At 35.4% G+C, this 13,746-nt stretch carries 15 protein-coding genes; 4 read left to right on the top strand and 11 right to left on the bottom strand.

The window, feature by feature from the left end:
- Positions 1-480: 480 nt before the first annotated feature.
- The 11 genes from moaA to rocD all read right to left on the bottom strand — a co-directional run bounded on the left by moaA (position 481) and on the right by rocD (position 10,130).
- On the bottom strand, positions 481-1,488 hold the full coding sequence (gene moaA / locus ACM55K_RS12285) for a GTP 3',8-cyclase MoaA (RefSeq protein ID WP_416850543.1): 1,008 nt from the start codon (positions 1,486-1,488) through the stop codon (positions 481-483).
- On the bottom strand, positions 1,475-2,389 hold the full coding sequence (moaCB, locus tag ACM55K_RS12280; protein ID WP_416850542.1) for a bifunctional molybdenum cofactor biosynthesis protein MoaC/MoaB: 915 nt from the start codon (positions 2,387-2,389) through the stop codon (positions 1,475-1,477). The genes moaA and moaCB overlap by 14 nt, the downstream gene beginning before the upstream one ends.
- Positions 2,390-2,827, bottom strand: coding sequence for a molybdenum cofactor biosynthesis protein MoaE (locus ACM55K_RS12275; protein ID WP_416850541.1), 438 nt, complete (start codon positions 2,825-2,827; stop codon positions 2,390-2,392).
- A 17-nt stretch (positions 2,828-2,844) separates the two neighbouring features.
- Positions 2,845-3,924: a molybdopterin-synthase adenylyltransferase MoeB gene (gene moeB, locus ACM55K_RS12270; protein ID WP_416850540.1), complete on the bottom strand. Its 1,080-nt coding sequence runs from the start codon at positions 3,922-3,924 to the stop codon at positions 2,845-2,847.
- Between the two features lie 88 nt (positions 3,925-4,012).
- Positions 4,013-4,249, bottom strand: a complete 237-nt coding sequence (locus ACM55K_RS12265; RefSeq protein ID WP_416835611.1) for a MoaD/ThiS family protein — start codon at positions 4,247-4,249, stop codon at positions 4,013-4,015.
- Positions 4,246-5,043, bottom strand: coding sequence for a uroporphyrinogen-III C-methyltransferase (cobA, locus tag ACM55K_RS12260; RefSeq protein ID WP_416850538.1), 798 nt, complete (start codon positions 5,041-5,043; stop codon positions 4,246-4,248). Before cobA ends, ACM55K_RS12265 begins: the two co-directional genes overlap by 4 nt.
- Positions 5,044-5,048: 5 nt before the next feature.
- The gene (locus tag ACM55K_RS12255; protein ID WP_416850537.1) at positions 5,049-5,612 is read right to left on the bottom strand and encodes a molybdenum cofactor guanylyltransferase; all 564 of its coding nucleotides are present in this window, start codon (positions 5,610-5,612) and stop codon (positions 5,049-5,051) included.
- Between the two features lie 138 nt (positions 5,613-5,750).
- Positions 5,751-6,494: a sulfite exporter TauE/SafE family protein gene (locus ACM55K_RS12250; RefSeq protein WP_291249125.1), complete on the bottom strand. Its 744-nt coding sequence runs from the start codon at positions 6,492-6,494 to the stop codon at positions 5,751-5,753.
- Between the two features lie 10 nt (positions 6,495-6,504).
- Positions 6,505-7,677, bottom strand: a complete 1,173-nt coding sequence (locus tag ACM55K_RS12245; protein ID WP_416850535.1) for a molybdopterin molybdotransferase MoeA — start codon at positions 7,675-7,677, stop codon at positions 6,505-6,507.
- Positions 7,678-7,906: 229 nt separating this feature from the next.
- A complete protein-coding gene (rocF, locus tag ACM55K_RS12240; RefSeq protein WP_416850534.1) occupies positions 7,907-8,869 on the bottom strand; it encodes an arginase in 963 nt (320 codons plus the stop codon).
- A 10-nt stretch (positions 8,870-8,879) separates the two neighbouring features.
- Positions 8,880-10,130 carry an ornithine--oxo-acid transaminase gene (gene rocD / locus ACM55K_RS12235; RefSeq protein ID WP_416850533.1) on the bottom strand — a complete coding sequence of 417 codons (1,251 nt, stop codon included), beginning with the start codon at positions 10,128-10,130 and terminating at the stop codon, positions 8,880-8,882.
- Positions 10,131-10,303: 173 nt separating this feature from the next.
- Between rocD and ACM55K_RS12230 the strand changes: the two genes are divergently transcribed.
- From ACM55K_RS12230 to ACM55K_RS12215, 4 genes are all read left to right on the top strand, one after another.
- Positions 10,304-10,756 (top strand): Lrp/AsnC family transcriptional regulator, encoded by a 453-nt coding sequence (locus ACM55K_RS12230; protein WP_416850532.1) that lies wholly within the window; start codon positions 10,304-10,306, stop codon positions 10,754-10,756.
- Positions 10,757-10,854: 98 nt separating this feature from the next.
- On the top strand, positions 10,855-11,628 hold the full coding sequence (locus tag ACM55K_RS12225; protein ID WP_416850531.1) for a dienelactone hydrolase family protein: 774 nt from the start codon (positions 10,855-10,857) through the stop codon (positions 11,626-11,628).
- A gap of 32 nt (positions 11,629-11,660) precedes the next feature.
- On the top strand, positions 11,661-12,713 hold the full coding sequence (locus ACM55K_RS12220; RefSeq protein WP_416850530.1) for a DUF3667 domain-containing protein: 1,053 nt from the start codon (positions 11,661-11,663) through the stop codon (positions 12,711-12,713).
- A 4-nt stretch (positions 12,714-12,717) separates the two neighbouring features.
- Positions 12,718-13,731 (top strand): M28 family peptidase, encoded by a 1,014-nt coding sequence (locus ACM55K_RS12215; RefSeq protein ID WP_416850529.1) that lies wholly within the window; start codon positions 12,718-12,720, stop codon positions 13,729-13,731.
- Positions 13,732-13,746 lie beyond the last annotated feature (15 nt).

The raw sequence follows: 13,746 nt of genomic DNA, 5'->3' as shown, positions 1-13,746 counted from the left end.
TTTTATTGCATATTATCTGCAAATATAGTCTTTATTATTCATTCACGGTCTTTTTAGAAGCCTTTTTTGTTTATGGATAACAAATTAATTGGTTGTTTTAAGAAATTTGGCGGTCTTTATTACTCGCGGTCACACGCTTGCCAGTAACTAGTATATAGGTGTGGCAAGAGTCAGTGTTTACTTATTTTCAAATATAGAACTTAATACTGAAAACACTGATAAAAACTAATTAAGCTTTATGCCTTTTCAAAAATAATTCCTTATTAATTGTAAACTTTACGGGAAACCTTATTCACATTCTTTTTTGCACAAAAGCCCTAGCCCCGGTAGCAGTGAAAACCCCATGCAGGTCGAGAACCACTTTTTCTGGTGGTGGCAGAGCGACCGCAGGAAGCTCCTGCCAGCGCCTAGAAAAAGGGTTGGAGACTAAATGGGTTGTAACGAATAACGGGAGTAGCTCCTAAAAAAAAAAGCGTGGTATTAACCGCCAATAGCAATCATGCTGCGGTTGTCTTGATTCAAAGCGGGATTGTTGACGTCCTCGATAGTAGTCATTCCTGCTCGTACTTTCTTTTTGTTTTTAATGGCAAAAGCAATCAAGTCTTCTATCGCTTCACCATTTCTGAAAGGTGTCAGTAAATCTGTTTCTGAGTTGGAGAACAGACAGTTTTTTATTTTGCCATTGGCCGTAAGGCGAATTCTGTTGCAACCGTCACAAAAAGGATTGGTTATCGAACTGATAATTCCAAAGCTTCCCAAGTAGTTTTTTATTTTGAATTCTCTGGCAGTGAAGTTTTTTTCATCTTCTAATTTCTCTAAATCCGATTCCGGAAAATGATGTTGCACCTGATCCAGAATTTCATTCTGAGAAACCATTTTGCTTCGGTCCCACTCATTCCCTGCAAAAGGCATGAATTCTATAAACCGAATCGAAATGGGTAAAAACTGGGTGAGTTTGATAAAATCAATGATTTCATCGTCATTGAATCCTTTGATTAAAACTACATTTACTTTGATTTTGAAATCATTATTCAACAATAAATGTAAATTATCAATTACACTCTGAAACTGGTTTCTAAGCGTAATCGAATGGAATTTTGAAGCCACCAAAGTATCTAAACTCAAATTGATTTTCTTGACGTTAAATTGCTTTAAAACGTCAATATGTTTGTTAATCAGAATTCCGTTTGTAGTAATGGAAATCTCGGTTTGAAGCGAAGCCAGTTTGGCTATTATTTCAGGAAAATCTTTTCGCAACAACGGTTCTCCGCCGGTCAATCTTATTTTGTCAACACCATTATTGACGAATGTTTGGGCGATGGCGTGAATTTCGTCAGCCGTCATCAAGCTCGTCTTTGGACTTAATACAATTCCATCGGCTGGCATGCAATAGGTACAACGCAAATTGCATTTCTCAATTAAGGAAATACGCAAATAGTTGTGTTTACGTCCAAAATCATCCGTTAAAACAGCATTATTTGGTGTCATGATTTTTGCCTTTTAAAATATGAAAAACATGCAGCACATGAGGAAATATGGCATCCATGGATTCCTTTGCGCCATTGGTTGAACCCGGTAAAGCCAATACCAAAGTATTCCCTAAAGTTCCTGCAACTGTTCTGGAAAGCATGGAATACGGCATGCGTTGTTGTCCATAACTCCGTATAGCTTCCTCAATTCCCGGAATTCTGGTTTCTAATAACGGTTCCAGTGCTTGCGGCGTAACATCTCTTGGCGAAAGCCCGGTTCCACCAGTAAAAATGATCAATTGATTTTCTTTTGCGAAAGCTTTAGTTCGCTCTTGAATCACATCAATTTCATCCGGTATGATTTCGTAATGCGTAGTTTCAACGCCACTAATTTCCAGTTTTTCAACGATTATTTTACCGGATCGGTCTTGCTTATCTCCCGCAAAAATAGAATCGGAACAAACGAAAACCGCCGCTTTAATGGCGGATGGAAATCTATTTTTGAAAGACGATTTTCCGCCTTCTTTACTGATTAATTTAATCGTCGAAATCTCGATATTTTTGTCAATTGGTTTCAGCATATCATACATTGTAAGCGCCACAATCGAAGCACCGTGCATCGCCTCAACCTCAACTCCAGTTTTATAAACCGTTTTCACGTTGAAAATAATATCAATGCTTAATTCGTTGATTTCGTATTCCACCGATGTAAATTCAATTGGAATAGGATGGCAATCCGGAATAGATAAATGCGTGTTTTTCACTGCAAATAGACCTGCCGTTTTGGCCATTTCCAGTACGTTTCCTTTTGGAACCAGATTATTTACAACGGCATCAATTGTGGCTTGAAGACTCACAATCACTGTTGCCTTTGCGGTTGCTGTTCGGAGCGTACTTATTTTATGTGTAATATCAACCATTTATAACGTGTTTTTCTTCCAGGCAAAAGTACTGTTTTCGAATATTTCTTTACCAAAAATAGGCACGTCAGTTTTGATCCAATTCACGATCGCTTCCGTGGCTTCATACACTTGCTTTCTTCTGGTTGCCGAAACAAACACAAACAAACAAATTTCTCCTGCTTTAACCACGCCCAAACTGTGATAAATGTGCATGCAAATCAAATCGAATTGCGCGAAAGCTTTCTCTCTAATTACGTTCAGGGCTTCGTCTGCCATTTCTTCGTAAGCGGTGTAATCAATTGCAGCTACGGTTTGACCATCAATTGCATCAGCTCTGACCTGACCCAAAAAAATATTGTGCGCACCAATAGTGGTTTTCGATTGGTGTTTCGCAATCGACTGCCCTATAAATTCCGAAGAAATTGGTCCCTGAATGAAAACAGTTTTCTTACTCATGGTAGTTTTTTTATATTTTAGGAAACAGAAACAGTTTCTTTATGCAGTATTTCATTCAATGCTTTAGCGCCACCGGCAATACTTTTGGCATTCGTAAAATTATTTTTTACGAGAATTTCAACTGCCTTTTTACTTCTTATTCCGGATTGGCAAAAAACAAATAATTCCGCATTGATATCCAACTGATGCAATGCAGATTCTAAACGGTCTAACGAAATTTGAAGCCCATTTTTGATTGTAATTTTTGGATACTCCTCTGAATTTCGAACATCAAGAAAAAGGACTTCCGGATGATGCATTTGCTCCAATGCAAGAGTAGCACTGATTTCAATTGTTGCACTTTCAACTGAGGTGTATTTATTTTCGAAAGCTACTGTATCGATTGTATTTGTGTCTGTTTTTGAAAAATCATACTTCTGTTGTTCGTTATTCAACATATTATACACTAGCAATTTTCCAGACAACAACTCACCTATTCCCAAAACCATTTTCAATACTTCATTCGCCTGAAACATACCGATGATTCCAACCGATATTCCCATAACCCCAGCATCATTACAGTTCCTAACGTCATTGGCTTCCTCTGGAAACAAGCAACGGTATGTAGGTCCGTTTTCATAATTAAAAATAGAAACCTGCCCTTCAAATTTATAAATAGAACCGTAAACAAACGGTTTGTTGGTTACGCAACACGCATCATTAATCAAATATTTAGTATTCAGATTATCCGTGGCATCAACCATAATATCATACAGCTCAAATAACGAAATTGCATTTTTCGAGTCTAATTTTTCAGTGATTGCATTTATTTTTATCGAAGGATTAAGTTCCAAAGCCATTGCTGCCGCCTCAAGAACTTTACTTTTACCCACCGAACTGCTTTTGTAAATCACTTGGCGCTGCAAATTGCTCACTTCGATTCTGTCATCGTCAATAATCCCAATTTCCCCTATTCCGGCTGCAGCCAAATACGGTAAAACAGCTGCACCCAAACCGCCGGCACCAATAATCAAGACTTTGGCTTGTTGCAGTTTTTGTTGCCCATTAATACCTACTTCAGGAAGTATAATTTGTCGGTTGTATCGTGCTGTTTCCATAAATTTAGGTTTTGTAAACAAACGTTATTTCTGAACGTCACTTTTTTAAAATCAAAAATCTTAAATCGCTAATCAAAAATCTTAAATCTTAACCTCCGGCAAATGGTGGCAATAAAGCAACAATATCATTGCTTTTCAGGATATAATTTGCTGTATCTTGTACTATTTTTTGATTAATTGCTACACTAAAAGAAAGTTGATTCAATTGGTACTTTTGTTCTAATGATGCTAATAATTGATGTAAAGGTAAATCAGAAAAAGAAATTTCTTCTCCTTGACTTTTAGTTTTTTCGGCTATGGCGCCAAAATATTTCACTGCAATCATGCCGTTAAATTTAAGTTTTGAAAAATGAACTCATCTTCTGAAAATTCTTCTTGAAAATAAGCCGTTAATTTTGAAGCGTTTCGCACCACTTCACCAATGACAATAATTGCAGGAGACGAAAGTTGGTGCTCTTCGACTAATTTCGTGATAGAACTTATGGTTCCCACCACTTTTTTCTCCGTGTCCTTTGTTCCATTTTGAATGATAGCAACAGGCAAATCATCGGTTCTATTGTTTTGATAAATCGAAATAATTTCGTCCAATTTATTCATTCCCATCAAAATAACCACTGTGGCTGATGATTGAGAAGCCAAAGATACGTCTTTAGATAATTTATGATCCGAAGTAGTTCCGGTAATTACCCAAAAACTTTCGGCAACTCTTCTTTGTGTTAAACTTATTCCATTAGACGCCGGCACACCTAAAGCAGATGAAATTCCAGGAACAATAGCGGTTTCTAATTCAAATTTTTGAGCATATTCTATTTCCTCGCTTCCTCTTCCAAAAACAAATGGATCACCGCCTTTCAATCGAACGACATGGCCAAAACGTTTTGCCATCGAAACAATCAATTCATTAATTTGATCTTGACTGTACGCGTGACAACCAAAACGCTTTCCAACAAAAATGATTTCTGCATGGGTCGCATACTGCAACAACTCTTCATTTACAAGCGCATCATACAAAACAACATCAGCACTTTCCAATGCTTTGATTGCTTTTAAAGTGATTAACTCTACATCTCCGGGACCTGCCCCTACGATTGTCAATTTTGGTGTATTTGAATTTTTCATTTTAACTAGGATAAATTGGTATTCAATTCGTTTAACTCGGCAACAGAATTTATATTTTTAAACAGATCTCTTTTGGCATTCGTAATCGGAATCAATTGATGTTTTACATTTGAAATGAAGCGCATCATTTTCAAATCATTATCATCAATTGCCTTTTTTAAAACAGGTATTACTGTTCTAGAATAAATTCCTATCAAAGGGTGAATCCGATCATTATCTTTAAAAACAGAAACATCAAAATTTGTACCATGATTTTCAATCAATTCCAATAGTATTTCGGTAGAAATCAATGGAATGTCGCAACTCAATATCAAATTCATCTCCGTTTCTGAATGAACCAGTGCCGTATATATTCCGCCCAAAGGTCCTTTATCTGCTATTATATCTTTTATTTTCTTGTATGCAAAATAATCGTAATCATTCGTATTCGTAATCAATTGAATGTTATTTGATATTGGCAAAACCGCTTCAATAATATGCTCAATAAAAGGTTTGTTTTGGTATAAAACCAAACCTTTCTCCGACTGCATTCGGCTGCTTTTTCCTCCACAAAGAATCGATACTTGCATAAAAAAAATAATTTAATGATTGAATAATTGAAAGATTATTTTACTACAACTTTAGCACTAAACATTTAACCCCCTTAACATTTAACCATGTTTCTATATTCTTTGAATCATTCAATTTTTCAATCTTTAAATAACAAATCAAACAATCAACTTCACGCTCGCTAATAAGATTACCGTTGCCAACACATATTTCAACACTTTATTGGAAAAATATCCGCTCCCGTAATAGGCGCCTAACATTCCTCCGAAAACCGCTATTGGAACTAAATAAAAACTTTCTGTTGGAAACGTTTTGTCCCCCATAAAATAGCCCGAAAGTCCTGCAATAGAATTCACCAAAATAAATAAACTTGAAATGGCTGCTGTTTCTTTTAATGTTGCCCAACCCAATAATAAAATGATTGGACTCAAGATAACACCGCCACCAATACCTAACATTCCGGATAATAAACCGATTCCAAAACCTATTCCCATAGCTAGCGGAATATTTATTTTAGTACTTTCAGTTTCTTTAGAATTAAAAAAACCGAACAATCTTAACGCTGCCAGAATCAATACGATTCCTAACAATATTTTATAAAAACTATTTTCTAACGGAATCATCCCGCCAATAAAAGCCGCCGGTACCGAAGTTATCGCGAAAGGATAAAATAGTCTGGGTTTGAAGAAATCTTTTTTGTAATAAAAGAAAAAAGAAATTCCTGAAACAAACAAATTAAGCAATAAGGCTGAAGGTTTCATTACCGAAACAGGGAATGCAAAAATCGCCATCAACGCTAAATATCCCGAAGCCCCACCGTGACCCACGCTGGAATACAAAAACGCAACTACCGCTAGTAATACGCCGAATAAAATCAAAAAATCATTATTTACTATTGACATCTTTACGCTATTAATTAAGTGGTATAACCAGTACTTCCTGATCTTTTTCAATATTTACCACATCATAAGGCAAATAAATTAAAGCATTCGCTACTGCAAAAGTGTTCAACATGGCTGAACTTTGACTCTCTAAAACCGTAACTTTTTCCGCATCATAGAAACCTTTCAAAAATAAGGTTTTCCCTGATGTGTTTTCAAATTGGGTGGTTATTTTTCGTTTGATTTTTGGCAAATGAATCGCTTCAAAACCCATATTTATTTTTAGCGCCGGATGAACATAAATATAAAAACTGGTCAATGTCGAAGCTGGATTTCCAGGCAAGGCAAAAACTATCGTTTTGTCTTTTTTTCCAAAAAATAACGGTTTCCCCGGTTTCTGATTAATTTTATAAAACAACTCTTCTACTCCATTGGACAAAAGCGCTTCTTTTACAAAATCATAATCTCCAACCGAAATTCCGCCCGAAACAAGCACAACATCAAAAGCAGCAAGACAGCTTTTTAAAACTCTTTTTGTCGCTTTCAAATTATCCTTTACCCGGAATGTTTCTATTTTTTTAATCCCAATTCCCTGCAAAGCAGATTCAAGCATTATAGAGTTACTTTCGTAAATGGTTCCTTCAGATAATTTTTTACCCACTTTTACCAATTCGTTTCCAGTAACAACAATAGCTACTTTAGGTTTGGCATAAACTGTTATTTCCGTAATTCCCAAACAAGCTAAAAATCCGATAGCTGCAGGAGTAATCACCGTATTATTTTCAAGTACCAGTTCGTTTTCTTTTATTTGCTCGCCTTTGTTTCTAACATTTGCAAAACGGTCAGGCATTTTGGTGATTTCTACTCTTTTATTTTCAATCGTAGTATGTTCCTGCATGACAACGGTATCCAAATTATCCGGAACATACGCTCCAGTAAATATTCGAATCGCCTGATCTTTCTTTATTTTCTTATTCGAAAAATCACCCGCTTGTGAAGTGCTAACCACATTAAACTGTTGCAATTCACCATGCGTAAAAGCATAACCATCCATCGCTGATTGACGGAAAGGCGGCATATCCATTGGAGAATAAATCGCTTCCGCCAAGATAAAACCAAGTGATTTGGTCACTTTAATTTTTCTGATAGGCATCTTGCAACTACTTTCTGCAATAATCGATAAGGCTTGGTCCACTTGTATCATACGATTTTGAATAAAACTAAGTAAAAATACTTATTGCAAATATACGTAAATATGTGAAGTTGAACCAACAATTAACTATAATTCCATCCAAAATAAATATAGAACGATTTAAACCGTTTTATTTATTAAAAAACGAAGAAAGCAATATCAAATCTGTAAAATCCGTAAAAAATAAATCCCAAAACCGATCTAGATTTTGGGATTTAAATACTAATTCAAAATTTAAAACTTATTCAATAGGTAAAATAAGTGTTGATGTTACAGCCTCCAAAACTTCAAAAGCAGTTTCAGCCATCTTGTTTCCTTTAGTGTCCAAAAGTGGATTTATTTCAACAAATTCGATGCAAACTACCTTTTTACTTTCGATAATCTGATTAATAATGGCGATGACTTCGTATTGATCAAATCCTTTTGGTACCGGAGTTCCCGTCCCATAAGAAATCATATCACAATCCATGGAATCCACATCAAAAGAAATATAAATCATGTCACAATTCGTTAGCTCTGCCAAAGCTTCAGTAACACAAGTTTGAAGTCCTCTATAGCGTACTTCGTGAACTTTATAATTCCGGATATGCAACTTTTTAATCTGCTTATCTTCGGCTTCTTCGGTATCGCGAACACCAAAATAAATAACATCTTCGGCCAGTACTTTAGCACCTTGGCTACCTATATTTTTCATTTTTTCCCAATGCTGTTGCGTTTCAAGAGGTACTTCATTGTTCTGGCAACTTAAATTATCATCTGCAAGAGCCGCCGATAATGGCATACCGTGAATATTTCCAGAAGGAGATGTATAAGGCGAATGCAAATCAGCATGGGCATCAATCCAAATCACTCCTAGGGTCTGTTCCGGATAAGCTGTTTTTATACCGCTAATAGTTCCTACTGCTGAGGAATGATCCCCTGATAAAACTATTGGGAAATAATTCTGTTCCAGATTTTTCTTTACAGCGTGACACACTCTGGTACATTGCTCCACAACGTGTTCTATTCTTTTGGCAGAAGTGCTTCGGTTTTTATCATAAATGGATTCGTTATGCGTTTTCACATCTTCAAACTCAAATTGATTAAAATAGTCGCTGTCTTGATTAATTGCGGCTATTTCGATAGCATCAATCCCTAAATCCGAACCTCGAGTTCCAGCACCGATATCAGACCGGTTTTTAATTAATTTTATTGCTTTTTTCATGACAACTAAATTATCTGAAATCGTTTAATGCTCTTTCGATAATTCCAAGACACTCATGAATTTGAGTTTCAGTAATAACTAATGGCGGTGCCAAACGTATTTTATTTCCATGTGTAGGTTTTGCCAATAAACCGTATTCGCTGAATTTCATACAAATATCCCAAGCTAAATCCGAGTCTTCATCACAATTGATAACAATCGCATTTAACAATCCTTTACCACGAACCAATTTAATTAGAGGATTTCTAGAAGCGATTTCGTTAAGGCCCGTTCTCAAAACAACGCCTAAGTACGCTGCATTTTGCGATAAATTTTCATCACGAACCACTTCAAGCGCTGCAATGGCAACCGCTGCCGCAACTGGATTTCCTCCAAAAGTAGAACCGTGCTGACCAGGTTTGATGACATTCATAACCGCATTATTCGCCAAAACTGCCGAAACTGGATAAACCCCCCCCGAAATCGCTTTTCCTAAAATTAAAATATCTGGCTGAACATTTTCATGATGTACGGCTAATAATTTTCCGGTACGTGCAATTCCTGTTTGTACTTCATCAGCGATAAATAAAGCATTGTAGTGTTCGCAAAGCGCTTTGGCTTTCGCCAAATAACCGTCGGCTGGAACATAAACACCGGCTTCTCCCTGAATAGGTTCCACTAGGAAACCAGCAATAGTATTAGTTGATTTTAAAACGTTTTCCAATGCTTCAATATCATCATAAGGTATTTTGATAAATCCTGCTGTGAAAGGACCAAAACTTTTACGCGCATTTTCATCATTCGAAAACGAAATAATCGTAGTCGTTCTTCCGTGGAAATTATTCTCACAAACAATTATTTGTGCTTGATTTTCTGGAATTCCTTTTACTTCATACGCCCATTTTCTACACAATTTCAAAGCGGTTTCCACTGCTTCGGCACCGGTATTCATTGGTAAAACTTTATCGAAACCAAAATATTCAGTTACAAATTCTTCGTAAGGTCCTAATTGATCGTTATAAAAAGCACGTGAAGTCAACGTCAATGTTTGCGCTTGTTTTACCATTGCACCAACAATTTTTGGATGACAATGCCCTTGATTTACCGCCGAATAAGCCGACAAGAAATCATAATATTTTTTTCCGTCAACATCCCAAACATACACGCCTTCCCCTTTTTCTAAAACTACCGGTAAAGGATGGTAATTATGAGCGCCATACTTATTTTCTTTTTCTATAAATACCTCCGCTTTTGAAGAAAGTGCTTGATGTGATTGTTCCATGACGTGTTATTTTTTAAACTTTCAAACAAAAATATATAATATTTTTTATTTTACAATAAAAAACAATAATTTTGACTTAATTTTTTGACACAAAAATAAATAATCACTTTTATTTGTACGAAAATAAGTCATTTTAAATAAAGATATTCCCTTTTTCACTTAAAATAAATTCCATGGAAGTATTAGATGAATTCGATATCAACATTATTAAAGAATTGGAAAAAGATGGCCGTATGGCATTTTCTGCTATTGCCGCTACGCTAAAAATATCCAATACAATGGTTCATCAGCGGGTAAATCGATTGACGGAACAAGGAATTCTTGCAGGAATAAAACCCATTATAAACGAAAAAAAAATTGGGTACGACTGGGCTTCTTTTACCGGTATCACGTTAAATAAAGACCAAGATTCAAATAGAATTATCGAGGAATTAAAAAATATTCCTGAAATCACGGAATGCTATTATGTAACCGGTTCTTTTACGCTTTATATCAAAATAGTAGCCCAGAACCACGAACACATGAGAAAAATCCTTTATGAAAAAATTGATAATATCCCGGGAATTTCAAAAACGGATTCCATCATAGAATTGGGCTGCGCTTTCAAACGAAATATAACATTATAATTTAAGTTATTATTTTTTGTTATAAAAAAATCAAAAAGAGGATATTTATATACAAAAATCACAATTTATTTAGATATTTGTGTAAAAAAATAAAAATTATGAAAAATATAGCCATTTATATTTTAGGAATAGTACTCTTTTCAAATGTCACCTTTGCACAGCTGAAACCAGTAAAATATAGTGACGGCGCTCAGGTTTTGAATGGATTCCAAATTCAGCCAATGAAAAAAAGCCCACAAAAACCGGGTATCCTAATTCTTCCCGCCTGGAAAGGAATTGATAAACATGCAAAAACTACTGCAGAAACTTTGGCTAAACTGGGATATTACGCCTTTGTAGCTGATATTTATGGCGCTGGAAATTATCCGAAAGACAATGCAGAAGCAGGTCAAAAAGCAGGATTTTACAAAACAAACTACAAGGAATACCAAAAACGAATTTCAATAGCATTGCAACAATTAATTAAATCCGGTGCAAATACTAATAACATCGTGATAATGGGATACTGTTTTGGTGGAACGGGAGCGCTTGAAGCTGCACGCGCACACTTAAATGTAAAAGGAGTGGTTTCTTTTCATGGGGGATTGGGGAAAGATGCTTCTCGCCCAGCAGAACCTATAGCAGTTAAAGTTCTAGTTTGCCACGGTGCTGATGATCCTTACGAATCTAAAGAAGAAATAACTGCATTCCAACAAGAAATGAGAGATACAAAAGCCGATTGGCAAATGATTTATTATGCTAATGCAGTTCACGCCTTTACAGATCCGGATGCAGGAAATGACAATTCAAAAGGAGCTGCCTACAATGAAAAAGCAAACAAACGTTCTTTTGAACATTTCAAAGTTTTCTTAAATGAAGTTTTAAAAAAATAACTCCGATTCGATTATAATTTAAAAACGTTTTTATGGGGAAAACCGTTTTAAGAAAGGATAAAACATGCCTAAATTGCAGATATGTTGTAGAAAACAGATTCTGTCCTAATTGTGGGCAAGAAAACACGGATACCCGAAAAACATTTCATCATTTGTTTATTCATTTTTTTGAAGACCTGACACATTATGAAAATGCTTTTTGGAAAACCATAAAAAATCTTATTTTCAAACCTGCGACTTTAACTAAGGAATATCTTTCCGGTAAACGACTATCCTATTTAGCACCTGTTCGGCTCTATATTTTCATCAGTTTTATTACGTTTTTCCTAATAACAGTTTTTCCAAATGAAAAATCTGATTTGGTAAAAATTAATGAAACCAAACCCGTAACAAATCCGATAAACGATAGTTTAAAAACTGCCGATAAATCGAAAGAAAAAAATTTAAACGCACCTACTCTCTCCATAAAAGAGAAAGAAGCTATTAAAAACAATACCGAAAACGCTTCTGATAAAGTTAATTTTTTAAATTTTGGTTACAAATCAGTTCAAGAATTAGATTCAATACAGCAGCATGCTCCAGAATCTGAAAAATTATCTAAATTCAGTTATTTAATCAATCGGAAATTTCAAGAGGTAAAAGACAAGAATAAAGAAGAATTATTTGAAAAATTCAAAGAATCATTCATTCATAATTTCTCAAAAGTATTGTTCATTTACATGCCGCTTTTCGCTTTTTTCCTATGGATTTTTCATAGCAAAAAGCGCTGGTATTACTTTGATCACGGTATCTTTACACTGCATTATTTTTCATTCTTATTGTCACTATTTTTAATACTGTTTCTATTGACAAAAATATTTTCTTTTTTTGGAGATTCGGGTAGTATCAGTTTCATTGTCGGAGTGTTTAACTTCGTAGGAATCTCTTGGATGCTCTATTATTTTTTTCCGGCCCATCATCGTTTTTATGGAGAAACACGTTTGGTTTCCTTTATAAAAAGCGTTTTCTTATTTTTCATCAATTTCATTATAATCATAATAATTCTTACTTTATTTTCTATTTATACTTTTATTAATTTACATTAACAACATGAAAAAAATATCCCTATTAAGTTTGCTTTTGGTTTTAAGCATCAGTTGTACGACTCAAAAAAAGAGTGTAACTGCGGTTGAGCCTACAAAATACATGAATACCATAACGGCCAGTGATTTAAAAACACATCTTTATATTGTCGCTGCTGATTCCATGGAAGGACGTGAAACAGGTTCTGCAGGTCAGAAAAAAACTGGTGTTTATCTCATCAATCAATACAAGAAAAACAACATTCCTTTCCCTAAAGGGGCTACATCATATTACCAGAAAGTTCCTGCTGAATTCATGAACAAAAAATACGGAGAAAAATTAGGCGATTCAGAGAATATCTGGTCATTCATCGAAGGTTCCGAAAAACCGGAAGAAGTACTGGTTATTTCGGCTCATTATGATCACGTAGGTATTAAAGATGGTGAAGTATACAACGGTGCCGATGATGATGGTTCAGGAACAGTCGCTCTACTGGAAATTGCACAAGCATTCGAAATCGCCAAAAAAGAAGGTCATGGTCCAAAACGTTCTATTATGTTTTTTCACGCAACAGGTGAAGAGCATGGATTACATGGTTCCCGCTATTACTCAGAAAACCCTTTATTCCCTGTCGCAAACACCATTACTGATATCAACATTGACATGATTGGTCGTCGTGACGAGGCACATGCAAATACAAATAATTATGTATATCTAATAGGCGCGGATCGTTTATCAACGGATTTAGATAATATTTGTACCATCGCAAACGCCAAGTATATCAAAATGGATTTAGATTATAAATTCAACGACCCTAAAGATCCAAACCATTTTTATGAGCGTTCTGACCATTATAATTTTGCCAAACATGGAATTCCAGCCGTATTCCTTTTCAATGGCGTACATGCGGATTACCATCAAAAAACAGATGAAGTCGATAAAATTGAATTTGATGCTTTGGCCAAAAGAGCCCAACTTGCTTTTGTGATCGCTTGGGAATTGGCAAACAGAGAAAATCGTCCTGTAGTCGATAAAAAATAGTTTTAGCGTTGGGCC

The sequence above is a fragment of the Flavobacterium arabinosi genome (assembly GCF_048158725.1).
GTDB classification, from domain to species: domain Bacteria; phylum Bacteroidota; class Bacteroidia; order Flavobacteriales; family Flavobacteriaceae; genus Flavobacterium; species Flavobacterium arabinosi.
The sequence above is the reverse complement of the archived record's forward strand: the minus strand, read 5'-3'. Positions and strand labels throughout refer to the sequence as shown.

Excerpts from the sequence above, each read along its gene's own strand:
- ACM55K_RS12220 (WP_416850530.1), top strand. The coding sequence starts at position 11,661 with ATGGGGAAAACCGTTTTAAGAAAGGATAAAACATGCCTAAATTGCAGA.
- moaCB (WP_416850542.1), bottom strand. The coding sequence starts at position 2,389 with ATGGTTGATATTACACATAAAATAAGTACGCTCCGAACAGCAACCGCA.
- rocD (WP_416850533.1), bottom strand. The coding sequence starts at position 10,130 with ATGGAACAATCACATCAAGCACTTTCTTCAAAAGCGGAGGTATTTATA.
- ACM55K_RS12275 (WP_416850541.1), bottom strand. The coding sequence starts at position 2,827 with ATGAGTAAGAAAACTGTTTTCATTCAGGGACCAATTTCTTCGGAATTT.
- ACM55K_RS12265 (WP_416835611.1), bottom strand. The coding sequence starts at position 4,249 with ATGATTGCAGTGAAATATTTTGGCGCCATAGCCGAAAAAACTAAAAGT.
- ACM55K_RS12225 (WP_416850531.1), top strand. The coding sequence starts at position 10,855 with ATGAAAAATATAGCCATTTATATTTTAGGAATAGTACTCTTTTCAAAT.
- cobA (WP_416850538.1), bottom strand. The coding sequence starts at position 5,043 with ATGAAAAATTCAAATACACCAAAATTGACAATCGTAGGGGCAGGTCCC.
- ACM55K_RS12250 (WP_291249125.1), bottom strand. The coding sequence starts at position 6,494 with ATGTCAATAGTAAATAATGATTTTTTGATTTTATTCGGCGTATTACTA.
- ACM55K_RS12215 (WP_416850529.1), top strand. The coding sequence starts at position 12,718 with ATGAAAAAAATATCCCTATTAAGTTTGCTTTTGGTTTTAAGCATCAGT.
- ACM55K_RS12230 (WP_416850532.1), top strand. The coding sequence starts at position 10,304 with ATGGAAGTATTAGATGAATTCGATATCAACATTATTAAAGAATTGGAA.
- ACM55K_RS12245 (WP_416850535.1), bottom strand. The coding sequence starts at position 7,677 with ATGATACAAGTGGACCAAGCCTTATCGATTATTGCAGAAAGTAGTTGC.
- ACM55K_RS12255 (WP_416850537.1), bottom strand. The coding sequence starts at position 5,612 with ATGCAAGTATCGATTCTTTGTGGAGGAAAAAGCAGCCGAATGCAGTCG.
- moeB (WP_416850540.1), bottom strand. The coding sequence starts at position 3,924 with ATGGAAACAGCACGATACAACCGACAAATTATACTTCCTGAAGTAGGT.
- rocF (WP_416850534.1), bottom strand. The coding sequence starts at position 8,869 with ATGAAAAAAGCAATAAAATTAATTAAAAACCGGTCTGATATCGGTGCT.
- moaA (WP_416850543.1), bottom strand. The coding sequence starts at position 1,488 with ATGACACCAAATAATGCTGTTTTAACGGATGATTTTGGACGTAAACAC.